This window comes from Chitinophaga varians (assembly GCF_012641275.1).
GTDB lineage: Bacteria > Bacteroidota > Bacteroidia > Chitinophagales > Chitinophagaceae > Chitinophaga > Chitinophaga varians_A.
The window spans coordinates 3,157,992-3,181,990 of the sequence record NZ_JABAIA010000001.1; the positions used below are offsets into that span (position 1 = coordinate 3,157,992).

The 23,999-nt window shown below is 50.4% G+C and carries 20 protein-coding genes; 14 read left to right on the forward strand and 6 right to left on the reverse strand.

All coding sequences use genetic code 11. The annotated features are described in order from the left end of the window. Positions 1-194: 194 nt before the first annotated feature. From HGH92_RS12960 to HGH92_RS12990, 7 genes are all read left to right on the forward strand, one after another. A complete protein-coding gene (locus HGH92_RS12960) occupies positions 195-695 on the forward strand; it encodes an RNA polymerase sigma factor (RefSeq protein WP_078669945.1) in 501 nt (166 codons plus the stop codon). Positions 696-1,099: 404 nt separating this feature from the next. Beyond that, positions 1,100-3,442: an ATP-dependent helicase gene (locus tag HGH92_RS12965; RefSeq protein WP_168871126.1), complete on the forward strand. Its 2,343-nt coding sequence runs from the start codon at positions 1,100-1,102 to the stop codon at positions 3,440-3,442. 5 nt (positions 3,443-3,447) lie between these two features. Further along, positions 3,448-3,906 (forward strand): regulatory protein RecX, encoded by a 459-nt coding sequence (locus HGH92_RS12970; protein WP_168871127.1) that lies wholly within the window; start codon positions 3,448-3,450, stop codon positions 3,904-3,906. 65 nt (positions 3,907-3,971) lie between these two features. After that, a complete protein-coding gene (locus HGH92_RS12975) occupies positions 3,972-4,778 on the forward strand; it encodes an amidohydrolase (protein WP_168871128.1) in 807 nt (268 codons plus the stop codon). A 12-nt stretch (positions 4,779-4,790) separates the two neighbouring features. Next, positions 4,791-5,180 carry a VOC family protein gene (locus tag HGH92_RS12980; protein ID WP_168871129.1) on the forward strand — a complete coding sequence of 130 codons (390 nt, stop codon included), beginning with the start codon at positions 4,791-4,793 and terminating at the stop codon, positions 5,178-5,180. Positions 5,181-5,191: 11 nt separating this feature from the next. Next, the gene (gene nagA / locus HGH92_RS12985) at positions 5,192-6,289 is read left to right on the forward strand and encodes an N-acetylglucosamine-6-phosphate deacetylase (RefSeq protein WP_168871130.1); all 1,098 of its coding nucleotides are present in this window, start codon (positions 5,192-5,194) and stop codon (positions 6,287-6,289) included. Between the two features lie 41 nt (positions 6,290-6,330). After that, positions 6,331-8,010: an ArnT family glycosyltransferase gene (locus HGH92_RS12990; protein ID WP_168871131.1), complete on the forward strand. Its 1,680-nt coding sequence runs from the start codon at positions 6,331-6,333 to the stop codon at positions 8,008-8,010. 107 nt (positions 8,011-8,117) lie between these two features. Here HGH92_RS12990 and thiL read toward each other — a convergent pair whose 3' ends face one another. Both thiL and HGH92_RS13000 read right to left on the reverse strand, forming a co-directional pair. Further along, a complete protein-coding gene (gene thiL, locus HGH92_RS12995; RefSeq protein WP_168871132.1) occupies positions 8,118-9,149 on the reverse strand; it encodes a thiamine-phosphate kinase in 1,032 nt (343 codons plus the stop codon). Between the two features lie 12 nt (positions 9,150-9,161). Beyond that, entirely contained in the window at positions 9,162-9,932 is a 771-nt protein-coding gene (locus HGH92_RS13000) for an inositol monophosphatase family protein (protein WP_168871133.1), read from the reverse strand. Between the two features lie 166 nt (positions 9,933-10,098). On the opposite strand from HGH92_RS13000, the gene HGH92_RS13005 reads away from it, so the two are divergent. Both HGH92_RS13005 and HGH92_RS13010 read left to right on the forward strand, forming a co-directional pair. Then, positions 10,099-11,643 carry a GH3 auxin-responsive promoter family protein gene (locus tag HGH92_RS13005; protein ID WP_168871134.1) on the forward strand — a complete coding sequence of 515 codons (1,545 nt, stop codon included), beginning with the start codon at positions 10,099-10,101 and terminating at the stop codon, positions 11,641-11,643. A gap of 23 nt (positions 11,644-11,666) precedes the next feature. Then, positions 11,667-12,305 (forward strand): LysE family translocator, encoded by a 639-nt coding sequence (locus tag HGH92_RS13010; RefSeq protein WP_168871135.1) that lies wholly within the window; start codon positions 11,667-11,669, stop codon positions 12,303-12,305. Between the two features lie 84 nt (positions 12,306-12,389). Here HGH92_RS13010 and HGH92_RS13015 read toward each other — a convergent pair whose 3' ends face one another. Then, on the reverse strand, positions 12,390-13,427 hold the full coding sequence (locus HGH92_RS13015; RefSeq protein ID WP_168871136.1) for a 2-oxoacid:ferredoxin oxidoreductase subunit beta: 1,038 nt from the start codon (positions 13,425-13,427) through the stop codon (positions 12,390-12,392). Between the two features lie 48 nt (positions 13,428-13,475). Further along, entirely contained in the window at positions 13,476-13,820 is a 345-nt protein-coding gene (locus HGH92_RS13020) for a carboxymuconolactone decarboxylase family protein (RefSeq protein WP_168871137.1), read from the reverse strand. Between the two features lie 244 nt (positions 13,821-14,064). Here HGH92_RS13020 and HGH92_RS13025 point away from each other — a divergent pair, with 244 nt between their 5' ends. After that, positions 14,065-16,278 (forward strand): transferrin receptor-like dimerization domain-containing protein, encoded by a 2,214-nt coding sequence (locus HGH92_RS13025; protein ID WP_168871138.1) that lies wholly within the window; start codon positions 14,065-14,067, stop codon positions 16,276-16,278. A gap of 55 nt (positions 16,279-16,333) precedes the next feature. Here the strand turns inward: HGH92_RS13025 and HGH92_RS13030 are convergent, their stop codons facing one another. Both HGH92_RS13030 and HGH92_RS13035 read right to left on the reverse strand, forming a co-directional pair. Continuing rightward, on the reverse strand, positions 16,334-18,076 hold the full coding sequence (locus HGH92_RS13030) for an N-acetylmuramoyl-L-alanine amidase (protein WP_168871139.1): 1,743 nt from the start codon (positions 18,074-18,076) through the stop codon (positions 16,334-16,336). 155 nt (positions 18,077-18,231) lie between these two features. Beyond that, on the reverse strand, positions 18,232-20,025 hold the full coding sequence (locus tag HGH92_RS13035) for an acyl-CoA dehydrogenase family protein (RefSeq protein WP_168871140.1): 1,794 nt from the start codon (positions 20,023-20,025) through the stop codon (positions 18,232-18,234). 296 nt (positions 20,026-20,321) lie between these two features. On the opposite strand from HGH92_RS13035, the gene HGH92_RS13040 reads away from it, so the two are divergent. The 4 genes from HGH92_RS13040 (at position 20,322) to HGH92_RS13055 (ending at position 23,959) form a co-directional block, all read left to right on the forward strand. Continuing rightward, complete coding sequence (locus HGH92_RS13040; RefSeq protein WP_168871141.1) at positions 20,322-21,122, forward strand: alpha/beta hydrolase; 801 nt, start codon at positions 20,322-20,324, stop codon at positions 21,120-21,122. Further along, a complete protein-coding gene (locus HGH92_RS13045; protein ID WP_168871142.1) occupies positions 21,123-22,265 on the forward strand; it encodes a glycosyltransferase in 1,143 nt (380 codons plus the stop codon). It begins immediately after the preceding gene. A gap of 91 nt (positions 22,266-22,356) precedes the next feature. Next, positions 22,357-23,478: an ABC transporter permease gene (locus HGH92_RS13050; protein ID WP_168871143.1), complete on the forward strand. Its 1,122-nt coding sequence runs from the start codon at positions 22,357-22,359 to the stop codon at positions 23,476-23,478. A gap of 46 nt (positions 23,479-23,524) precedes the next feature. Then, positions 23,525-23,959, forward strand: coding sequence for a hypothetical protein (locus HGH92_RS13055; protein WP_168871144.1), 435 nt, complete (start codon positions 23,525-23,527; stop codon positions 23,957-23,959). Positions 23,960-23,999 lie beyond the last annotated feature (40 nt).

The following is a 23,999-nucleotide window of genomic DNA, read 5'->3' on the forward strand; positions in this document are numbered from 1 at the left end:
GTTAGAGGCGCCTGTTGCTGCGTCTGTCCGTTGGTGTTGATACCGCCGCGGAGCCGACGCCGGCAGGTGCCGGCAGTACACTGGTCCGGAGTACCGGTGGCTACCATTGCTGCCCCACTTTCGCACGCTTACTCCCTGACCCTCAAAAGGGTTAGCATGCTGTAGCCTATTTTGAAAACTTAAAGTTAACCGTTATGTCATCCACCGAATTCAACAACTTGTTACTGGGAAATGCTGATTTCCTGCGGCCGTATGCAGTTACGCTAACCAAAGACTCTGAATCCGCAAAGGACCTCTATCAGGAAACCTTGTTCAGAGCTTTGTCCAATCGTGATAAATATCTCGCCGGCACCAATATCCGGGCATGGTTGTATACCATCATGCGGAATATTTTTATCAATAACTACCGGAGAGGCAATCGTCAGTATAAATTGCTGGACAATGCTGTCGGCGATTACCTGTTGAGCCACCAGCCTTCCGCCATCGGCAATTTTGCCGAATCAGACCTGCGGGTGAAAGATGTACAGATGGCCGTTTACAATCTGCCGGTTATCTTTAAACAGCCTTTTTTGCTTTATTTCGAAGGATATAAATATTATGAAATCGCGGCCATCCTCAATGAACCGCTGGGTACTGTGAAAAGCCGTATCCATTTTGCGCGGAAAATGTTGAAAACCAGGATTACCAGGCACTAATACGATCAGGAATATTTACCAGTTGTGAGGCTTTTGAAAACCGGAGGCCCGGCAAACAGGACAAAATACCGGAAGCCGCTGTTCTATGAATACCCAGGAATGGGCTGAGATGTGTTATGATACACCAGTAACCCGCGTTGCAGTAACCCCACTGCAGCTCAGATGGCCAGTATCTGTTGTGCTGAGTTTGCGGGCTTCGGTTCTGGCCGCAGCCCCGAAAGTGAACATACTTTCCTATCCGTTTTCATCATTTTAAAAAATATCCCATAACCGTCCCTTTCAGCCTGCTGGCCATATCCCGCCGGCAAAAGTTAGACGCATGCCCAACTGCCTCTTCAAAATCAGAAGAATCACAGTTTCATTTCGTACTTTTACACCCTCAAAAAAGTCTCAAAAAAGTCGTGATGAAGGCAAATTATTTAGACGAGCTTAACGAAAAACAGCGGGAAGCAGTAACACATATCAATGGCCCCCTGATGATCGTTGCAGGCGCCGGTTCGGGAAAAACAAAAGTACTGACCACGCGTATTGCACACCTGATGCGGAACGGGGTCGACGCGTTTAATATTCTGTCGCTGACTTTTACCAACAAAGCGGCACGTGAAATGAAGGAACGTGTGGAAAAAATCCTGGGAGGCAGCGAAGCCCGCAACCTCTATATCGGTACCTTCCACTCCGTATTTGCCCGCCTTCTCCGTGCAGAAGCACACCGGCTGGGCTATCCCAACGATTTTACCATCTACGATGCAGATGACGCCAAAAGCGTGGTGAAAACCATCGTGAACGAGCTTAACCTCGACGATAAGCACTATAAACCCAACTTCGTATACAACCGGATCTCCGCTGCCAAAAACAGCCTCATGGGACCGGAAGAATATCAGCTCGACCATCTCGTGCAACAGGAAGACATGCGGGCCAACAGGCCTCTGATCGGCAAGATCTACGATATGTACGCCAAACGCTGCTTTAAAAACGGCGCGATGGACTTCGATGATCTCCTCTTTAAAATGTACGTGCTGCTCAAAAGCTTTCCCGAAGTACTGCACAAATACCAGCATAAGTTTAAATATATCATGATCGATGAGTACCAGGATACCAACCCTGCTCAGTACGAGATCATCAAACTGCTGGGCGCTGTCAACGAAAATATATGCGTGGTAGGTGATGATGCCCAAAGTATCTACTCCTTCCGCGGCGCCACCATCCAGAACATCCTCCAGTTTGAAAAAGACTACGACGACGTGAAGGTGGTGAAACTGGAACAAAACTACCGCAGCACCAAATCTATCCTGAGCGTGGCCAATGAAGTGATTGCCCATAACAAGGGACAGATCGAAAAAAACCTGTGGACCGACAATACGGAAGGTGATACCATCAAACTGGTACGCACCATGACCGATAATGAAGAGGGGAAATTCGTAGCGGACACCATCGCGGAACAAAAACTGCGCAACCACTACGAAAACCGTGATTTCGTTATCCTTTACCGTACCAACGCCCAGAGCCGTTCCTTCGAGGAAAGCCTGCGGCGGAAAGCCATTCCCTACCGCATCTTCGGCGGCCTTTCGTTCTACCAGCGTAAGGAAATCAAGGACTTTGTGGCCTACCTCCGTGTAACCATGAACACCCGTGACGAAGAAGCGCTGAAAAGAATCATCAACTACCCGGTACGTGGCATCGGTAAAACCACCCTGGAAAAAACCATTGTGCTCGCCAACGAACACAACATCACCATGTGGGAAGTGCTGGAAAGGGCCCGGGAGTTCGGTTTCAAAGGCGGCACCCTTGAGGCCATCGAAGCCTTTGTAGTGATGATTAAAAGTTTCCAGGCACTGCTGACCACGCACAACGCTTACGATGTAGCGGTAGTAGTGGGCAAATCCACCAATATCGTAAAAGAACTGTTCAACGATAAAACCACTGAAGGCCTCGCCCGCTATGAAAACGTGCAGGAATTGTTGAACTCCATCAAGGAGTTCACCGAAACGCCCGATGAAGAAGGCGAGCTGCTGGACAAAAGCATGGGCTCCTATCTGCAGCAGATCACACTGCTTACAGATGCAGACCAGGGCAACGACGAAGACAGCAATGTGGTGAAGCTGATGACCATCCACGCGGCCAAAGGGCTGGAGTTCCCCGTGGTATTTACAGTGGGCCTCGAAGAAACCCTGTTCCCCAGCGGGATGTCTATCAATACCCGGGAAGAGCTGGAAGAGGAAAGGCGTTTGTTCTATGTGGCCATTACCCGCGCTAAAGCAAGGCTGTGGCTTACACACGCCAACAGCCGCTACCGCTTCGGTAACCTGGTACAGAATGAGCCCAGCCGCTTCCTGGAAGAGATGCCGGAGAAATTCATTGACCGCAGTTATGCCGGCGGCGGAAGTGTCCGCAACGCTTTTGGCGGCGGCAACACCGCCGGATGGGGCGGTGGCAGCAATATGGGCAATATGTTTGACCGGATGCAGAAAAAGACGCCCGGACAACCAGCCTCCCAGCCGTCTTCTCCCAAACCGGCACCACGGCCAACTTCTCCCGCCACCACCCATGTGCCTACACCAGGCTTCGCCCCGGATGATCCGGCAGGCATGGAACCAGGTATGCAGGTGGAGCACCAGAAATTTGGCTTCGGTACCATCATGGGCATGGAAGGCGCTCCCAACAACAGGATCGCGACAGTGGTTTTCCCTAAAGGCGGCGGCGAAAAGAAAATTATGCTTAACTACGCCAAGCTGAGGATCGTAAGATAACCTGCATGGAAAAAGAACTGGAGATGCTGCGCCGCTACTGTGCCTATCAGGAGCGGTGCCATCAGGAAGTGAAATATAAATGCCTGGAGCTGGGACTACGGGGCGATGCAGTGGAAGAAGCCATTGCGGAACTGATAGCAGACAATTTCCTGAATGAGGAAAGATATGCCAAAGCTTTTGCCGGCGGCAAATTCAGGATAAAACAATGGGGCCGCAATAAAATAAAGGCGGAACTGAAACAGAAACAAGTGTCTGACTACTGCATCCGCAAAGGGCTGGCAGAGATTGACGAAGACGACTACTACGCTGTATTGTTGAAGCTGGCTGACAGGAAATGGCAGTCACTAGACCGTGAAACTGCGCTCAAACGGCGGTACAAAACCACGCAACACCTTTTGCAGCGCGGATTTGAAAGCTCCCTGATTAACGATGTGCTTGAAGAAATTGCAAATAATGATGCCTGAAATCAGCATAATTTGAAAAGTTTCTAATGCCTCAGGCAGTACATTTGTAGCTATAATACCCGATAATGGCAGATTTAAAAGTTACACTGATACAATCCCGGCTTTACTGGGAGGATATTGCGGCAAACCTGCAGATGTTCGATGAAAAAATCGACAGCATTGGTGAGCGGACAGAAGTGGTATTTTTACCCGAAATGTTCAGCACCGGCTTCAGCATGCAGCCGGAGAAACTGGCGGAAACCATGGACGGAAGCGCTGTGCAGTGGATGAAGAAAAAGGCTGCGGAAAAAAATATCATCCTCACCGGCAGCCTGATCATCGAAGAAAATGGTCATTATGTAAACCGCCTCATCTGGATGCTGCCCAACGGCACCTATGGCACCTACGATAAGCGCCACCTGTTTGGTTATGCCGGCGAACATGAGCATTACCAGCCGGGCAACAAACGGCTGATTGCCCAGGTGAAAGGCTGGAAAATCAATCTGAATATCTGTTATGATATGCGTTTCCCGGTATGGGCCCGCAATACCATCCAGGAAGACGGCACCCCCGCCTATGATGTGCTGGTATATGTGGCCAACTGGCCGGAACGCCGCAGCACTGCATGGACCACACTGCTGCAGGCCCGCGCCATCGAAAACCAGTGTTACGCTATCGGCGTTAACAGGGTCGGCGATGACGGCAATAAAATCTACCACAGCGGCGAAACCAGCCTGATAGATCCTATGGGAGAAGTTATCTACCGCAAATCACACGACGAGGATATTTTTACGTATACCCTTCAACGTGACAGGCTGGAAGAAGTCAGGAAAAACATTCCTTTCCTGAAAGATGCCGACAACTTCACTATTCTCAGTAACGAACTCGTTTAACCTTTATCATAGATGCTCCTGCAGGCCGTACACCACATCGCTGTTATTTGTGCTGATTACCATCGTAGCAAAGCCTTTTATACCGATGTGCTGGGCTTGCAGGTCATCCGGGAGGTATACCGCGAAGAGCGGGACTCCTGGAAGCTGGACCTGGCGCTGGGCGACCAGTATGTGATAGAGCTTTTTTCTTTCCCCGGTCCGCCTCCGCGCCCCAGTCGGCCCGAAGCCTGTGGCCTCCGGCACCTTGCCTTTGCGGTGAACGATATCGCTGCTGCGGTACAGCAACTGCAACAGAAAGGCGTAACCACCGAACCCATTCGCACAGACCCTTACACCGGTAAGCGTTTCACTTTTTTTACTGACCCTGATGGCCTACCTTTAGAGTTGTACGAGCAACCCTAATACACTTCGCCATGCCCGCTATTTATACAAACGCCCTGATATTCACCGGCGACCGGATTCTCAGTGACCACGCGGTGGTGACGGACGGTCATGTGATTACAGGCATCGTACCGGCTTCCGAATACAAAGGCCATCCTGATGTGATAGACCTGGAAGGAGGCTTCATGGCGCCGGCTTTCGTGGATTTACAGGTGTACGGCGGCAATGGCAGCATATTCTTCCTGGACCCGTCTGTAGAAAGCCTTCGGGCCACCTACGAAGCCAGTAAGGCCGGCGGCGCCGCCCATATTATGCCTACGCTGGCCACCATAGCGCCGGAGAAAGTGTTGCTGGCCATACAGGCTGTCAGGGACTACTGGCAGGAAGGCGGGAAAGGTGTGCTGGGGTTGCATCTGGAAGGTCCTTTTATCAATCCGGTAAAAAAGGGAGCGCATCTTGAAAAGTACATCCATCCGCTTACCCGCGAAGATGTAAACTGGATACTACATCACGGCAAAGACGTGGTGAAGATGATCACCCTCGCGCCGGAATGCTGCGATCCCGCACTGGTAAAGGAATTACAGGATGCAGGCATCACTATTTTTGCGGGTCACAGCAATGCTACCTATGCAGAGGCAATAGCCGCTTTCGAAAACGGGATTCATCATGTAACGCACCTGTTCAATGCCATGTCACCGCTGGAAAGCCGCGCTCCCGGGTTGGTGGGAACGGTGTACAACCAACCTAAAATATTCGCCAGTATTGTGGCAGACGGTGTCCACGTGGATTTCGCCACGGTCAGCATCAGCCACAAGATCATGGACGGCCGCCTTTTTCTGATCTCTGATGCAGCAGCAGAAAACCATGAAGGGGACTATATCTATATACAACAGAAAGACCGCTATGTAAATGCAGCAGGCGTACTGGCCGGTTCCCGGCTGACCATGCTGCAGGCGGTACACAATTGTGTGGAGAAGGCCGGCATACCGTTGCATACCGCCCTTCAGATGGCATCCCTTTACCCGGCGCGGGCTTTACGCCTCCACAACCGGTTAGGGCGCATCGAAACAGGCTATGAGGCGGCCTTTATCGTGCTGCGGGACCACTGGGATATGACAGTTTACTGTTAATACTACTATCTTCGCAGGATAAATCACCATTTCATTAGCGCATGGATGCCATAATCCGTTTTTTTACGAGACGCCAGTACAAGAACCTGTTCCTGTTGACCTGGTTGGTCCTGGGCCTCTTACAAGCCTGTTTTTCTGATCTGTGGGATGATGAAGCCTATTATTGGGTGTATTCCCGTCACATGGACTGGGGATATTTTGATCATCCGCCGATGATAGCCCTCCTCATAAAAATGGGCTACGGCATTTTTCATAATGAACTGGGCGTCCGGCTGTTTATTGTGCTGATCAATACCGCCACTTTGTGGATCACCTCCCGGCTGATTGCTTCTAAAGACAATATCCTGTTTTACCTGATCATGGGCGCCATGGGCGCTATGCAGATAGGCGGCATGCTGGCCGTGCCGGACCTACCGCTGATATTTTTTGCGGCAGTGTATTTCTGGGCCTACCGTTATTTTCTGGCCAGCCAGAACTGGCGTAACACACTGTTGCTGGGCGTTGCCATGGCATTGATGTTTTACAGCAAGTACCATGGCATATTGTTGGTGTTCTTTACCGTATTGTCCAACATGAACCTGTTGCGGGTGGGCAAGTTCTGGGCTGCCTGTATCATCACGACCATTCTCTTTTTCCCGCATATTTACTGGCAGTACACACATGGTTTCCCTTCTCTTCAGTACCACCTGGTAGAACGCAACGCCTCGTCTTATGATATCACGTACACGCTTGATTACCTGGTCGGGCAGCTGCTGTTGTTTGGGCCGCTGCTTGGCTGGTTATTGTTGTACTACGCTTTCCGTTGCCCTATTCAGAACACCTTTGAGCGTGCGCTGAAATTCAGCCTGATCGGGGTATTGGTGTTTTTCGCTATCAGCACCTTCAAGGGAAGAGTAGAGGCCAACTGGACGGTGATGGTGTTTACACCGGTGGTGATCCTGGCCCATCAGGCGATCATTCGCAAAGGCTGGTCCCGCAAGCCATTGTTATATACGCTGCCTGTTTCGCTGTTACTGGTATTGGTAACGCGGATATACATGGTCTGGGATTTTATGCCCGGTGTGGAAGTAAGGCCGGAGATACATCACAACAAAGAATGGACATCAGCGCTGGCCGCCCGTGCGGAAGGCCGTCCGGTGGTGTTCGTGAACAGCTATCAGCTGCCTTCCAAGTATATGTTCTATACAGGCAACTTATCGTATAGCCTTAACAGTCGCTATTCCCGGCGCAGCCAGTATAATTTCTGGGACACGGAAACGCAGCTGTGGGGCAAACCGGCCATGGTCGTATTTGAACCGGGTATTGATATGCCCGTAACGGACAGTATCAAAACCATCCGCGGAACGTGGGACATCAATATACAGCCGGCTTACTATTCTTATTCACTGGTGCAGATGAAGGCGGGGCTACAGCGTATCAAGGCCCGTCCGCGTGAGCAGGTAAATGTGCTGTTGCAGCCGAACAACGGGTACAAAATGCCGCTTCCGATAAACCGCGATAACCCGCCCATGCTGGGTTATGGCTTCTCCCAAAAGGATGAATATTTACCGGTGGTAAAATCGGACCTGACGCTCGAACGTGCTATGCTGCGCCGGGTGGTGACCATGCCGGTAACGATGCCGGACAAACCAGGTGAATACCTGCTGAAGTTCTGTGTGTTTGCAGGGGATTTGCCGCCTACCCATAATAGTCAGGGGATTAAGGTGACAGTCGTAAAATAATTTAGGGATTTTGATTTTCCGATAAAAGAAGAAGACCGAAGCGATTCAAATTATTCGCTTCGGTCTTCTTCTTTTATCATTCTGTAAAATCAAAAAATCCTTAAATGCTATTGCTGGAAGGCATTCCAGCCTTGTGCCACCAGCTTGAACTTGTTGCCGCCTTTGGTGTGGATATGAGCGCCTTCGGCGATGTCCGCCATATAGCCGATCACGCTGATTTGTTCATTGAGAACGATTTTATCATAATCCTGCTGTTTCATGGTGAAGAGCAGCTCGTAATCTTCTCCGCCGCTGAGTGCGCAGGCGGTGGGGTCCAGGCTGAATTTCAGGGCCATTTCCTTGCTTTCCTGTGCAATGGGGATTTTGTCTTCATACACTACTACGCCGAGGTTGCTTTGTTTGGCGATGTGGAGTATTTCTGAGCTGAGGCCATCGCTCACGTCCATCATGGAAGTGGGCACAATTTCCTGCTCGTGCAGGAATTCGATGATGTCTTTGCGGGCTTCCGGCTTCAGTTGCCGGCCGATGATATAGGTCTGGTCTTCCAGATCGGGTTTAACGTCCGGGTTTTCCAGGAAAATTTTCTTTTCTCTTTCCAGCAGGGTAAGGCCAAGGTAGGCAGCGCCCAGATCGCCTGTAACGCAGAGCAGGTCGCCCTTCTGAGCAGTAGACCTTTTCACGAACTGATCGGGGGTAACTTCGCCGATGGCAGTCACACTGATGATAAATCCTTTCTGGGAGTTGCTGGTATCGCCGCCGATGAGGTCTACGCCGTATTTTTCGCAGGCGGCATATACGCCTTCATAAAATTCGTTCAGGGCTTCCAGTGATACTTTGTTGGAGAAGGCCACGCTCATGGTGATCTGAGTGGGAGTGGCGTTCATGGCATAGATATCGGAGAGGTTGACCACTACTGATTTATAGCCGAGGTGTTTCAGGGGCGTATACATCAGGTCGAAGTGGATGCCTTCTACCAGCATGTCCGTGCTGATAACGGTTTGTTTGCCGAAATGGTCGATGACGGCGGCATCGTCGCCTACACCGAGTACGGTGCTGGCATTTTGTATTTCTATGTTCCTGGTGAGATAGTCGATAAGGCCAAATTCACCCAGATCTTTTATTTCTGTTCTTTCTTCCATGTTTTCCAATACTTATTTACCGTTAATGAGGTGCTGCAATTCACTATGGATATGGCCGTTGGTGGCCAGTATATCTTTTTGATAGGGAGAATATTTGTCACCGGAGAAGTGGGTCACTTTGCCGCCTGCTTCTTCTACCATGAGGTAGCCGGCAGCGCTGTCCCAGGCCTGGAGATGATGTTCCCAGAAGCCATCGAACCGGCCGCAGGCCACCCAGCAGAGGTCTATGGCCGCGGAGCCCAGGCGGCGCACGGGAATACCCTGCTTAATTACGCTGGTGAGCACCTGTAAAGGGTTATTGTCACTTTCTTCCCATTTGTAGGGAAATCCGGTCACCAGGCAGGAGGTGGCTACGTTTGCTTTGGCAGACACATGGATGGGGTTATCGTTCAGGGTGGCGCCCTTGCCTTTTTCAGCGATGAACAGCTCGTTCATAAAAGGATTGTATACCGCTCCCAGCACCATTTCCCCTTCTTTTTCCACGCCTATGGAGACGCAGCAGATGGGAATGCCATTGGCAAAATTGACCGTGCCGTCTATCGGGTCAATAATCCACTTAAAAGCAGAATCTGTTTGGATGGCGCCCACTTCCTCGCTGAGAATGAAGTGGTCAGGGTAAGTCTGGCGTATTACCTCGATAATTACCGCTTCAGATTTTTTATCCGCCTCTGTTACGAGGTCGTTGACTGTGCTTTTGCTGCTCACTTCAAATGCCCCGTTAAAATATTGTTGGAGTATTTTTCCGCCGGCTTCTGTAGCTTTGAGTAAAGTAGATTTTAGCATGCCGCAAAGGTAAAAACGAATTATCAATTGCCGGTTGCCAATTTTACGGCGTTATTATTAAAAAATACATGTGTTATTCGTTAACTTGCAACCTATAACTGGTTATTCGCGTTTATATTCATTATTCAACTTATTTTTGCAGTTCATTTAAAGAGAGGGAAAGTTAATGGCCATCATAGGTAATCTGATTTCCAGGTCACTACGTATCAGGAAGAAGTTCACGTTTAAGTTAGGTACACCTCGCCAATACCAGCTGCAGGTGCTGCACCGTCTGTTGGAGAAGGCCAAGGATACTGAGTTTGGCCGGCACTACGATTTCCAGGACATTTTGGACAGTCCGAATTTTATCGGTCAGTACCGGGAGAAAATACCTGTGCATAACTACAGTAAGATGCACAAAGAGTGGTGGTACCGCTGCCTGGAAGGGGAAGCTAACGTAAGCTGGCCCGAGAAGATCAAGTATTTTGCGCTGAGCTCCGGTACGTCCGAGTCTGCCAGCAAGCATATTCCTGTTACCAAAGCCATGTTGAAGACGGTGAAGAAGGTAGGAGTGAAGCAGTTGTACTCCATGGTCAACTTCAACATTCCGCCAAAGTCTTTTACAAAAGGTATCCTGATGTTGGGAGGTACTACCTCCCTGTTTGAAAAGGGCGACTATTACGAAGGAGATATGAGTGGCATCCAGGCCAAGAATATCCCGAAGTGGTTCCGCCGTTTTTATAAGCCGGGGGGCAGCATTTCACGTAAGCCCAACTGGGAACAGCGTATCAAACTGATCGTGCGTAAGGCGCCAACCTGGGACGTAGGCACCGTTTGTGGTGTGCCGGCCTGGGTACAGATCGTGTTTGAAGAGATCATCAAATACCATGGCGTAAAAAATATTCACGAGATATGGCCTAACCTGGCTATCTATATCCATGGCGGGGTGTCTTTTGAACCTTACCGGGATAGTTTCCAGAAACTGCTGGGCAAGCCGATCAACTTCATAGAGACTTACATGGCCTCTGAAGGCTCTTTCGGTTTCCAGGCACGTCCAAACGTAAGAGGCATCAAACTGGTGCTGAACGCCGGTATCTTCTACGAATTCATTCCTTTCAATGAGGAAAACTTCGACGCAGACGGGGAAGTAAAGCCTAATCCCAAATCTTACATGATCAACGAGGTGGTGGAAGATGTGGAGTATGCGGTGATGTTGTCTACCTGCGCAGGAGCCTGGCGTTACCTGATTGGTGACGTGGTGAAATTCACTTCCGTGAAGGAGCATGAAATCGTGATCGTGGGCCGTACGAAACAGTTCCTCAGCCTTGCCGGTGAGCATATGAGCGTTGACAATATGAACAAGGCTATCGACACGGTACAGAAAAAGATGGGCATTACCATCCGTGAGTTTACCGTGGCTGGTTTCCCTTACGAAAACCTGTTCGCGCACCGCTGGTATATTGGTACAGACCAACCGGTGGCCGATGTGGCTAAAATCCGGGAAATCATCGATCAGACCCTGGCTGAAGTGAACGACGACTATGCCGTGGAAAGAACTTCTGCGCTGAAAGAGGTGTTTGTGGAAGTACTGCCTAACGAAGTATTTATCGATTACCTGCGTTGCAAAGGCAAAGAAGGCGCGATGAATAAATTCCCACGGGTAATGAAAGGAGAAAAACTGAAAGACTGGGAGAAATTCCTGGCCGGTAAAACAGTGAAGCATCAGGCATAACCCGTGACCCCGAATATATACGCATGATAACATCAATTGTAGCTGGATTAGGACTGGGATTATTTCTGTCGTTATCGGTGGGGCCTGTAATATTCGCCATCATCAAGTACAGTATCAATAATGGTTTCAAGGCAGGTATCAGCTTTGCGCTGGGCGTGTCTATGAGTGATATTTTCTTTGTGGTGACCGGAAACCTGGCAACCTCCTTTATCAACGGACTGGAAGAATACAAACGTTCTATTGGCGTAGTAGGCGGTTTTCTGCTGATTGGCATGGGCCTTTACGGCCTTTTCTTCAAAAAGGTAAGGATCAGTACCGGTGATGAAAAGCCGGAGATGTTCCGTACACACGACTATCTGAAGATATGGTTGGCCGGCTTTCTGATGAACACCCTTAATCCCGGTGTAATCATTTTCTGGCTGGGCGTATGTGTGGCCAATGCCGCCACGTCTGTTGGCCACCGGTTCGTGATGTATGGCGTATGCCTGTCGCTCGTGCTCTCCGCGGATATCCTCAAAGTGTTCATCTCCGACAAAATCCGCCATAAACTCACACTCACCAATGTGGAATGGCTGAACCGTATAGCCGGTGTGAGCATGATCATCTTTGGAGTGGTGTTATTGTATAAGGTGATGTTTGAGCTGGGAACATTAGGCCACTAGATTATAAACGAGATTATATAAGAAGCAGGAAGCCCGTTGATAGTACATCAACGGGCTTCCTGCTTCTTATTTAGCTGTATGAGCTTACGCTGTAATTGTCCATGTTTCATTTCCGGCCAGTAACTTATCCAGATCGCCGGCTCCTTTTCTGGAGAGGGCGTCTTCGAGTTGAGCGGCCATTACTGCTTCGTAAGTTGGACGTTGTGTCTGATAGAACACGCCAAAAGGCCGTGGCATATGTCCTTCGATACGCGGGTCGTCGAACAGGCGTGTCAGCAGCTGTGCTTTATAAAAGTCGCTTTCGTCGTGTATCCAGAGGTCGGCGGCGCTGTATTCGCTGCCCAGTTCCACTACAACAGGTTTGAGGCCATCGAGGCGGATGCCTTTATTTTTCTGGGCGCCGAAGATCAGCGGTTGTCCTTGTTCTACGAACAGGGTTTCTTCTGCTTTGCTGGATTTTTCGGTGAATATCTCAAATGCGCCATCATTGAAGATGTTGCAGTTCTGGTATATTTCCAGGAAGGAAGCGCCTTTGTGGGCGTGGCTGCGTTTCAGCAGTTCCTGCAGGTGTTTCGGGTCACGGTCCATACTGCGGGCAATGAAGGTGGCGTCAGCGCCCAGTGCCAGTGCCAGCGGGTTGAACGGATGGTCGATACTGCCGAAAGGAGTGGACTTGGTCACTTTGTTCTCTTCGGAAGTAGGAGAGTATTGTCCTTTGGTGAGGCCATAAATCTGGTTGTTGAACAGCATCACGTTCACATCGAAGTTGCGGCGCAGCAGGTGGATAGTGTGGTTACCACCGATAGACAGGCCGTCGCCGTCGCCGGTAACGATCCATACGCTCAGCTCAGGGCGGGTAGCCTTGAGGCCGGAAGCGATGGCCGTAGCACGCCCGTGGATCGAGTGCATGCCGTAAGTGTTCATGTAGTATGGAAAGCGCGAAGAACAGCCGATACCTGAAACGATCACAATATTTTCGCGGGGAATGCCCAGCGAAGGCATAATGGTTTGTACCTGTTTAAGTATAGAGTAGTCGCCGCAGCCAGGGCACCAGCGCACTTCCTGGTCCGTTGCAAAATCTTTGGCTGTTAAGGCCTGCGGAGCTATAGTTGCTGTTGACATTTGTATGAGTTAAGTATATATGAGTATGTCTATATGTATCCTGTAAAGTTACTGATTATTCAGCTCTTCCCAATATTCAGCTGCCCGGCGGGTATGCGGAATAACAATGGTTCCGCCCACGATGTTGGCTACCGCAAAGATCTCATACATCTCTTCGGTACTGATGCCCTGTTCATGGCATTTGCCCAGATGGTATTTGATGCAGTCGTCACAACGAAGCACCATAGAGGCTACCAGTCCCAGCATTTCCTTCGTCTTCGTGCTCAGCGCACCTTCGGCATAGGTGTTGGTATCGAGGTTGAACAGCCTGTTAATCACTTTGTTCTGCTTTCCCAGAATCACTTCGTTCATCTTACTGCGGTAGTCGTTGAACTCCTGAATCGTATTTGACATATATCCTCTTTATAAAAGTTTAACGGATGGTTTCACAGGATAAAGCTATGAAAGTGTTCACAAATATAGATTAATCTACTGATTAAGTGGACTGTTTGCCCTATAACCTATGATTATGGACAATAACAAAAAGTTATGTTGATAATTTCTTCGTCAAAAAGGTCCATCGATATGGTGGACTATTTGTATATTGTCTGATATACCAACTTTCTTTTCGTCAACCAACAGATCTGAACCTCCGATTATGAAAAAAACGCTTTTTTATCGCCTGCTGGCCATCTCCATATGCACCGGCAGCACCCTGGTAGCGCAGGACAAAAAAATGCTGGGTTATACCGACAGCGAGGCAGCCCGCCAGCAACAGCTGGAAGCCCGTTTTGACCAGCATCTCAGCAGCAGCCATATTGGGGAAGCCATCAAGTCCCTTTCTGCCCAGCCACATCATATTGGCTCTGCAAGGGGAAAAGCCGTGGCAGACGATATCCTGCAACGTTTTAAAAGCTACGGCTGGGAGGCGGAAATCGTTACCTACCAGGTACTATTCCCTACTCCCAAAGAGCGCCTGCTGGAAATGACCGGTCCTACCACCTATAAAGCCGTTTTAAAGGAACCTGCCCTCAAAGAAGACGGCACCTCCGGCCAGGAAGGCCAGCTGCCGACTTATAACTGCTGGAGTGCTGACGGGGACGTAACAGCCCCGCTGGTTTTTGTGAACTACGGCCTCCCGGAAGATTATGAATACCTGGAACGCGCCGGGGTTGATGTGCGTGGTAAGATCGTTATCGCCAAATACGGCCGCTCCTGGCGTGGCACCAAACCCAAGGTGGCACAGGAACACGGCGCCATTGGCTGTATTATCTATTCCGATCCTAAAGATGACGGCTACTTTGCCGGCGATGTTTATCCACAGGGCGCCTTCAAAAATGAATACGGCGTACAACGCGGCTCTATCATGGACATGGTGATCTATCCCGGAGACCCGCTCACGCCCAATGTAGGCTCTACTGCCAATGCTAAAAGGCTGGACCGCCTGCAGGCGCCCAATCTGCTGAAGATACCGGTACTGCCTATCAGTTACCACGACGCAGCCCCTTTGCTCAAAGCGCTGGACGGCCCCGTGGCGCCGGATGCATGGCGCGGCGCGCTGCCTTTCACCTATCACATAGGACCAGGAAAAACCAAAGTACATCTTAAACTGGCATTCGACTGGCAAATACGCCCCTGTCATAACGTGATCGCTAAATTGAAAGGCGCTGAAGAGCCGGACCAGTGGGTAGTACGCGGTAACCACCACGATGCCTGGGTTAACGGCGCAGCAGACCCTGTCAGCGGTCTGGCGGCATTGCTGGAAGAAGCCAAAGCCATCGGTGAACTCAGCAAGGAAGGCTTCAAACCCCGCCGCACCCTGGTGTACTGCGCCTGGGACGGAGAAGAGCCAGGGCTCATCGGTTCCACTGAATGGGTGGAGGACCATGCAGCTGAACTGCAGGAGAAAGCCGTGGTATATATCAACTCCGACAACAACGGCCGCGGGTTCCTCAATGCCAGCGGTTCTCATGCGCTGGAGACGCTGATCAACCAGGTAGGTCGTGATATCATCGACCCGCAGACGAAAGTCAGCATACTCGCCCGCCGTCAGGCTGCCGACGTGCTTAGGGCCGCTACCGTCAAACAAAAGAAGGAAAAGCTGTCCCGCCAGGGAATTGCCATCAGCGCCATGGGCTCTGGTTCTGACTACTCTTCTTTCCTGCAACACCTGGGTGTGCCTTCGCTGGACCTCGGCTTCGGCGGAGAAGACGCAGGCGGTGAATACCACTCCATCTACGACTCCTATGATAACTATGTACGGTTCAAAGACCCTACTTTCAGCTACGGCGTGGCACTGTCACAGACTGCCGGACATACCGCTTTACGTATAGCCAATGCAGTTACACTGCCATTTGATTTCCGCAAACTGTATGAAACAGTGAACGGGTACGTGAGTGAGCTCACCGAGCTGGCATCCGACCTGCGTGAGACGACCGCTGTGGAAAACCAGCTGATACGGGAAAATAAATACCAGCTGGCAACAGATACGGCCAAACACCTGTCGCCACCCGCTCCCAGGGCTGCTGTGCCTTACATCGACTTTAGCCCGCTGCAAAATGCGCTCGCGGCGCTGGACACCGTGACTCAGGGCTTTTCCGGTAAACTGGCCACAGGCAGGCCACAGCTCAACAAACAACTTTATCAGGCAGAACAACAGTTGCTCAGTGATAAAGGGCTGCCTTCCCGCCCCTGGTACAAACACACGCTCTATGCCCCCGGGTTCTATACCGGTTATGGCGTGAAAACCATTCCCGGCGTAAGGGAAGCGCTCGAACAACGCCGCTGGAAAGAAGCCGGTGAGCAGATAGATGCTGCTGCGGCGGCTATCAACAGGCTGGCCAAATATCTTCAGGCATTAAGCAATAATTAAAATAACAAAGGGCTGATCGGTTGATCAGCCCTTTGTGTTTGAATATATTGAGCAGTTACCTGCCTTCTGCCATTTTCAGATAATCTTTTAATCCCAGGATAATTTTATTGATCAGTTCCTGCTGGAACTGAGGGTTTAGTATCTCTTCCTCATCGCCGGGGTTACTGATAAACAGTGTTTCTATGAGCGCGTCCGGGAATTCGGTCGGGTTGTTCAGGATAAAATTGAAGTCGCCGTTGTTTTTGAAATCGTTCAGGCCTGTTTCCAGCAGTCGCCGGTGAATAGCTGCATTCAGCGGTTCGCAGAAAGGATGTTTATAGTAAGTGGCGGTACCCGAAACATCCACCGGGTTACCGGAAGAGTTGAGGTGTATGCTCAACAGCAGGTCCGGATTGGCGCGACGGAAGAGGGAGAGGCGGTCTTCATTGGCAACGAACTTCTCGGTAGTGCGGGTCATGATCACACTGGCGCCTTCTCTTTCCAGTGCGGTCTTCAGTTGCAGTGCCAGATTGAGGGTCAGTGTTTTTTCATAAACACCGGTAAGGCCTACGGAACCCATATTACTGCCGCCATGCCCTGCGTCTACACCAATGACGAGGCCGCGCAGGGAAAGGTTTTCCGGAACACGTTTAACCTTCACCGTTATACGGTTGCCTTCATAATAAATCTGATAACCCCATGGCGCATGTTTCAGGGAGATGGCCATGCGGAACACGTCATGTGCCGGCTGTTGCCACTGTACGCCGTTAATTTCCCGTGTTCCCTGAAGAACAGAGCTGATGCCCTGTTCCGCATAGGCGCCATGTATATCCACAATGATTTTGCCGGGAGATACCGTCTGTGTGGAGGTGTAGGGCAATTTATCCGACAGTTCCACTGATACGTAATCCGCTTTGTCGTCGCCCCACACTTTAGCGTCCGATACAATGCTCACGGCAGGGGACTCCTGCGGTATTTCGGTATCCACCAGCGCTTCGGGGATAAAGGCGGTCCTGTTGGACGACAGGCGCACTTTGAAGTAATCGCCTTGCCGGCCGATGACATGCAGCAGCACATCTTTATCGAGGTAACCAATTTTGTCCGGCCCGAGGCGGTCGCCTTCCGCAACGGAAGTAAGATAGGTCATGTTATCGATGGTGCGTCCCATCAGCGGGATGCCGTGCGGCATCATACTGTAGCGGTAGGTGCTGTTCAGGATGGCGGTTTCGCTGCCGTTATGCAGGCGGACCTGTATTTTCCCGTTCAGCAGTGAGTCGGAAGGCTGGAGCACGTACATGCCGGTGTAATAACCAGCAACGCCGCCGGTTTGGGAGGCGGGCAGTTCCCGCAACGGCACATTGTTGAACCAGGTGGCCCTGGCCCCGGGATAGCCTTTCATTTTTATATGCAGGGTATCACCTACAGACATTTCCAGGTTGCCTTTGGGGGATATCTCCATAAAGTCGATGCGGAAGGTGCTGGTCACACGGGGCGGTGGGACCGGTGCATAATACCAGGTGATGTTTTTCGTGTAGGTTTTACCGTTATCGTCTTCTGCAACGATGGTGAAAGTATTGCTGCCTTCTGTAAGTTCTTTTTTTACTGCAAAGGTGCCGGTGCTGTACACGTATACCTTTTCATTGTTGATGGTGACCTTGCAACCTGTGCAGGTCCTGCCGGCGATGAATTGCCGGGCGGTGCTTACATTGGTTTGTTCCCGGGAAGGTTGGCTCAGCCGGATAAACGCCTGGCTGCTGGCCCACAGGGGAACTACAATGGCTATTAATGTCTGGAGTATTAATCTCGATACGTGCTTCATATCCCTGCGTAATCATGTAAAGATAAGAGGGAAATAGGAGAAAGCAATTGATATCTAATCATTTAGGGATTTTCGGATTTTTGATTTCGGGGAGCTGTAAGGCGGATTAAAATCCCTGAAATCAAAAAATCCGAAAATCAAAAAATCCCTAAATACTAAAAGATGTATTTATTTTCTGCAATGAGCTGGTCCGCTATTTTTCTGCGGGCTTCTTTTGCATTAAAAGGTTCTGCTTTGGTGAAGCGTTTGAGGCCCAACAGCATCATGCGCTGTTCGTCGCCTTCGGCGAAAGCGTTGATGGCGTCTTTGCCGGATTTGTTGATACGGTCTGCTGCATCGTAGAGGTAGGTACGAACGATGTCTGTCTGCAGTGCAGCGGCAGCTTCGCCTTTATGTTGCACCAGTTTCATCAGGCGCAGCAGGGCGCTTTCCGCCACAAAGGTTTCGATGGCCATGTCAGCGATGTTCATCAGTACTTCCTGTTCGGTTTCCAGCTTCATCATGAGTTTTTGGGCGGCGGCACCGGCGGTCATAAGGATAGCTTTCTTGAAATTGGCGAGGAGTTTTCTTTCCTTGCTGAAAGCACTTTCATCATCGCTGCCGAAGTCGGGGATGCTCATCAGTTCCTTCATGACGTTCATGGCAGGGTTCATGAGGTCCAGCTTTCCTTTCATGGCACGTTTCAGTGTCATGTCCAGTGTCAGCAGGCGGTTGATTTCGTTGGTGCCTTCGAAGATACGGTTGATACGGGAGTCGCGGTAAGCTTTGGAGATGATGTACTCATCACTGAAGCCGTTGCCTCCGTGTATCTGAACGCCTTCATCCACCACATAGTCCAGTACTTCGGAGCCGTTTACTTTCAGGATAGCGCATTCCACGGCGTATTCTTCTGCGGCGCCCAGCAGGGCTTCATTGAATGGTTTGCCGGAAGTGAGCAGTTCTTTTTCTTTCTCATCGATCAGCTGTGCGGTACGGAAGAGGGCTGATTCAGCTGTCCAGGTACGGATGGCCATTTCGGCCAGTTTATGTTTGATGGCGCCGAAATTGGCGATCGGTTGTTTGAACTGGTGACGGGTATTGGCATACTGGACCGTAGTGGTGATACACTTTTTGGCGGCGCCCAGGGCTGCGGCACAGAGTTTCAGCCTGCCGATATTGAGGATGTTGAAGGCGATCAGGTGTCCTTTACCGATCACGCCCAACACGTTTTCCACGGGTATTTTAGCATCCTGGAAATAGATCTGGCGGGTGGAAGACCCTTTGATGCCCATTTTATGTTCTTCCGCTCCCAATGTGAAGCCGGGCGTACCTTTTTCCACAATAAAGGCGGTGAATTTATCACCGTCAATTTTGGCAAATACGGTAAATACGTCCGCAAAGCCGGAGTTGGTGATCCAGCTCTTCTGGCCATTGAGCACATAGTGTTTGCCGTCTTCGGTGAGTTTGGCGGTAGTTCTGGCGCCGAGGGCATCGGAACCGGAATCAGGCTCGGTGAGGGCATAAGCGCCTTTCATTTCACCGGTGGCCAGTTTGGGAATATATTTTTGTTTCTGCTCTTCTGTACCAAAATACAGGATAGGAAGTGAGCCAATGCCGGTATGGGCGGCCATAGCTACAGAAAACGAGTGACCGGCGCCCAGCCCTTCATTGATGATGGTGGCTGTTACAAAATCTTTTCCCAGCCCGCCGTATTCCTCGGGGAAGGATGCACCCAGCAGGCCCTGCTCACCTGCTTTCTCCAGCAGGGAAGGCATCAAACCTTCCTCCAGCTTATCAATCCGGTCAACGATCGGCGTTATTTCCTTGCTGATGAACTGATCGGCCATGTCTTTAATCATCAGCTGCTCTTCCGAAAAATCTTCGGGGGTAAACACATCCTCCGGTACACTTTCCCTGATCAGGAACTCTGCGCCTTTCAGCGCTTGCTTATTGTCAACTGTTGCGTCCATGTTTTCTGATTTTTTTGGTACTTCCGTAATTTACCGAATTAACCTGAAATATAACCATGCCGGCCGCCACCCTGATTTATTCACTGCTTCCCGGCGCCGGTGGGCCGGCCATTTGCCCGCCGGACAACCGTTCCCGGGGAAAATTTTTAACAAAACCGAAACAGTTGCCTATTTAATCAGGTACTTATTTTTTCATTTTCTCATTTCATGGAACCTGGCTGCCGTCAAATAGAAAAATGAAAAAATATCTAAATATCTAAATGGCTACGGTTTTTTCCCTATCATTGTTCCCCCTTATGGATTTTTATCTGCCATATGCTAAAAGCCGGTTCCATGGAATCAGTAGCGGGACTGGTCCGCAGTTGCTGATCTGCCTGCACGGGTTCGGTGAAAGTGCCGCCCACTTTGCACCACTGGCGGAAGGTCTGGGCGACCGGTTTACCATCGTGGCGCTGGATATGCCACTGCATGGGGACACCAGCTGGGAGGAAGACCGCCCCTTTGAAAAGTCAGATCTGAAGGCAGTAGTGGAGATGGTATTGCGGGAACATGAAAAGGAGCACTTTTCACTGCTGGGCTACAGCATGGGAGGGCGGCTGGCGCTTTGCCTGGTGGAAATCATGGCTGACCGCATTGATAACCTGGTAATGCTGGCGGCAGACGGCCTCCGGAACAACCCCTGGCATATGTTTGTAACACAGACCAGCATAGGGAACCGTATTTTTAAATATAATACTGATAATCCCCGGCTGTTCTTTACCCTGCTGGAACTATGGCGTAAATTGGGGCTGCTGAACCAGAGCGTGTATAAGTTCGCGTTACACCGGATGAACCAACAAGTCAAAAGAGAGCAGGTGTACAATATCTGGACACTGATGCGCCGGATGATGCCGGATAAAAAAAAGTGCAGACAACTATTGGGGGACCATCACATTTTTACGCTCCTGATATTTGGAAAATATGACCGGGTAATACCGCCTGTTCTGGGCACCCGGTTTATGGATGGTTCATTTCCCTGCAAAATGCTGGTCCTGGACAAAGGGCACCAGCTGATTTCAAAGGAGCTGGCCTCCGTTATTAAAACAAACCTGACCTGAATGTATTTTTTCTTGATCGTTGCAGCCTTACTGGCACTTGGATATGGATTGTTAATGTTATGGTATAGCCGCGGCTGGAGGAAGCTGCCGGAATTTGTGCCGGCGCAGCCCATAAAAGGAACTACAACTGTAACGGTTATTATTCCGGCACGGGACGAGGAAGAAAACCTGCCGGTGCTGTTAAAGGCGCTGCAACAGCAAACATATCCCGTTGACCTGTTGGAAGTGATCGTTGTAGATGATTTTTCCACAGATGATACAGCGGGCATTGTTACCCGTTTTCCGGCCACCAATGTCCGTCTGCTGAAGATGGAAGACATGCTCACCAAAAACGAACGCCTGAACGCCTATAAGAAGAAGGCCATTTCTATGGCTATTGAAAGGGCCAAGGGTGACCTCATCGTGACTACCGACGCGGATTGTGTTATGGGGCCTAAGTGGATAGAAACCATTGTCCGGTTCTATGAAACCCATCGGCCGAAGTTTATTGCGGCACCGGTGAGTTTCTTCAGGGAACGTAATTTCTTCATGAAACTGCAATCGCTCGATTTTATGACGATGCAGGGTATTACAGGAGCAGTGGCCCGGCTGAAGTCGGGTACCATGTGCAATGGCGCCAATCTGGCTTACGAGAAGAGCGTTTTCCATTCAGTGGGTGGTTTTGCGGGGATTGATAATATCGCCTCCGGCGATGACATGTTGTTGATGTACAAAATCTATAATGCTTTCCCTGATGGCGTGATGTACCTGAAAAATGACGACGTGATCGTACGTACGTTACCGGTAGAGACCCTGCGCGGGTTTATGAACCAGCGTATCCGCTGGTCTTCCAAGGCTGATAAGTATGAGGACCGTCGCCTTACGTGGATGCTCCTGCTGGTATATTTTTTCAATGTGGCCTTGCTGGCCATGGGGGCCATTGCATTGTTTATACCGCATTGGTGGCCTGCCTTCCTGATCCTGATGTTATTTAAGGTGACCGTTGAGCTGTATTTCCTGGTGCCGGTAGCAGGATTTTTCCACAAGACAGCTTTACTGGTATGGTTTATACCGGGGCAAATATTTCATATTCCTTATATTGTTCTCGCCGGCTGGTTGGGCAAGTTTGGCAGTTATCAGTGGAAAGGCCGGAAGGTGACTTGATTTCTTCATTTATTCATTTTATTGTTTTTTATTGGGGAGTTGCTGCCTTAGCCAATATGAGAATGAATAAATAAACAAATAAAAAAATTGTATGCGGTCTGCCTGGAAGAGGCTTAAAAAAAACAAAGGTGCGCTGGCTGGTCTGACAGTGATTGCGCTGGCCGTGTTGGCCAGCCTGCTGGCTTACCTGATAGCGCCGGATAATACGCCTGACGCCAACAGGATGGTGCTGGAAGTAGGAGGGCAGCATCCTGGTTTCCGGGTGCATATGCTAGCCGTTAAAAAAGCGCAGCCAGTGGCCCGGATGTCTTTTTTGGGGAAGCTGTTGTACGGGCAGGAGTCTGACGTTACCTGGACGCCGGTACATTCCTGGCAGTTTAGGGACAGCACGCTGATCGTGCAGCGTTATGTGGATGAAAGCCTTTCGCGTGAAGAAAAATACGACCTCCGTGAAATATGGTACGGTAGCCGGCAGGCAGGAGATATCCCTTTGCCGGAGCTGCAACAGAAGATTACCAGGGAAAGGATTTTCCCGGTCACCTACTGGCTGGGCACTGATAAATTTGGCCGTGATATCCTGAGCCGCCTGCTGGTAGGCACCCGTGTCAGCCTTGGAGTGGGCTGTGTCGCCGTGATCATTTCCCTGACCATCGGCGTGTTTATGGGAGCTATTGCCGGGTATTTCAAAGGTACGACCGATGATATGGTGATGTGGCTGGTCAATGTGGTCTGGTCTATGCCGTCGCTGTTGTTGGTGTTTGCCCTGACGCTCGCCATGGGTAAAGGTTTCTGGCAGGTGTTTATTGCGGTGGGGCTCACCTTGTGGGTGGGCGTGGCCCGTATTATCCGTGGACAGATACTGGCGCTGCGGGAACTGGAATTTGTAGAGGCAGCCAGGGCGTTGGGATACGGACATAGCCGTATTATTGTCCGGCATATCCTGCCCAATATCCTCGGACCAGTGATGGTGGTCGCGGCAGGAAATTTCGCTACCGCCATTGTGGTGGAAGCGGGCCTGAGTTTTCTCGGGGTGGGCGTACAACCGCCGCAGCCCTCCTGGGGACTGATGATCAAGGAAAACTACAATTTCATTATCACCCATAACCCCTTGCTGGCGCTGGCCCCTGGTGTTGCTATCATGTTGTTGGTGTTGGCTTTCAACCTGTTGGGCAACGGCCTGCGGGATGCGCTGGATGTAAGAAGTAAAATTTGATTTACATATGAAAAAAATATAATTTTAGTCCTATATACCCTGTTGCATGTCACTTAGAAACTATTTAACCATACTACTCACAGGTGCTTTGATAGCACTGGCAGCCTGCAAAAAGAACAAGAAGAATGAGGACCCTGCACCTGTTACACAGGAGGAAGCCCTTAAAGTGGAGCTGGCCGGCGTGGTGGCTGGTAAGGCCAATGTGGCTATGGACAGCACTTTCACGTTCCAGGTGAAAGTTACTTCCAGGGTGCCGGACAAAGGCGTGAAAATAGTGCTCAATGTGGTAACAGACCCCGGAGGCATCCCGCTGGCCCAGGACGATGTGCCCAATGCTACCGGAAATACGATCAATGTTACCCTGAAGCATCTGAAAGAGGTAAAAACGTACAAGGTAACCGTGTCCCTGTCATCATTGGGGAATACGGCTAATATAGCCACTCCCCTGGAGTTCCTCATTACCAACAAATCCGGCTCATAAATTATCCGTCTTGCGGCAAGGCAAAATAATGTAGGTTTGC

Coding starts and splice junctions, on each gene's coding strand:
- HGH92_RS13035 (WP_168871140.1), bottom strand. CDS start 20,025: ATGGACGCAACAGTTGACAATAAGCAAGCGCTGAAAGGCGCAGAGTTC.
- HGH92_RS13025 (WP_168871138.1), top strand. CDS start 14,065: ATGAAAAAAACGCTTTTTTATCGCCTGCTGGCCATCTCCATATGCACC.
- HGH92_RS13030 (WP_168871139.1), bottom strand. CDS start 18,076: ATGAAGCACGTATCGAGATTAATACTCCAGACATTAATAGCCATTGTA.
- HGH92_RS13040 (WP_168871141.1), top strand. CDS start 20,322: ATGGATTTTTATCTGCCATATGCTAAAAGCCGGTTCCATGGAATCAGT.
- HGH92_RS12975 (WP_168871128.1), top strand. CDS start 3,972: ATGGCAGATTTAAAAGTTACACTGATACAATCCCGGCTTTACTGGGAG.
- HGH92_RS13020 (WP_168871137.1), bottom strand. CDS start 13,820: ATGTCAAATACGATTCAGGAGTTCAACGACTACCGCAGTAAGATGAAC.
- HGH92_RS12980 (WP_168871129.1), top strand. CDS start 4,791: ATGCTCCTGCAGGCCGTACACCACATCGCTGTTATTTGTGCTGATTAC.
- HGH92_RS12965 (WP_168871126.1), top strand. CDS start 1,100: ATGAAGGCAAATTATTTAGACGAGCTTAACGAAAAACAGCGGGAAGCA.
- thiL (WP_168871132.1), bottom strand. CDS start 9,149: ATGGAAGAAAGAACAGAAATAAAAGATCTGGGTGAATTTGGCCTTATC.
- HGH92_RS13055 (WP_168871144.1), top strand. CDS start 23,525: ATGTCACTTAGAAACTATTTAACCATACTACTCACAGGTGCTTTGATA.
- HGH92_RS12970 (WP_168871127.1), top strand. CDS start 3,448: ATGGAAAAAGAACTGGAGATGCTGCGCCGCTACTGTGCCTATCAGGAG.
- HGH92_RS13010 (WP_168871135.1), top strand. CDS start 11,667: ATGATAACATCAATTGTAGCTGGATTAGGACTGGGATTATTTCTGTCG.
- HGH92_RS12960 (WP_078669945.1), top strand. CDS start 195: ATGTCATCCACCGAATTCAACAACTTGTTACTGGGAAATGCTGATTTC.
- HGH92_RS12990 (WP_168871131.1), top strand. CDS start 6,331: ATGGATGCCATAATCCGTTTTTTTACGAGACGCCAGTACAAGAACCTG.
- HGH92_RS13005 (WP_168871134.1), top strand. CDS start 10,099: ATGGCCATCATAGGTAATCTGATTTCCAGGTCACTACGTATCAGGAAG.
- HGH92_RS13000 (WP_168871133.1), bottom strand. CDS start 9,932: ATGCTAAAATCTACTTTACTCAAAGCTACAGAAGCCGGCGGAAAAATA.
- HGH92_RS13050 (WP_168871143.1), top strand. CDS start 22,357: ATGCGGTCTGCCTGGAAGAGGCTTAAAAAAAACAAAGGTGCGCTGGCT.
- HGH92_RS13015 (WP_168871136.1), bottom strand. CDS start 13,427: ATGTCAACAGCAACTATAGCTCCGCAGGCCTTAACAGCCAAAGATTTT.
- HGH92_RS13045 (WP_168871142.1), top strand. CDS start 21,123: ATGTATTTTTTCTTGATCGTTGCAGCCTTACTGGCACTTGGATATGGA.
- nagA (WP_168871130.1), top strand. CDS start 5,192: ATGCCCGCTATTTATACAAACGCCCTGATATTCACCGGCGACCGGATT.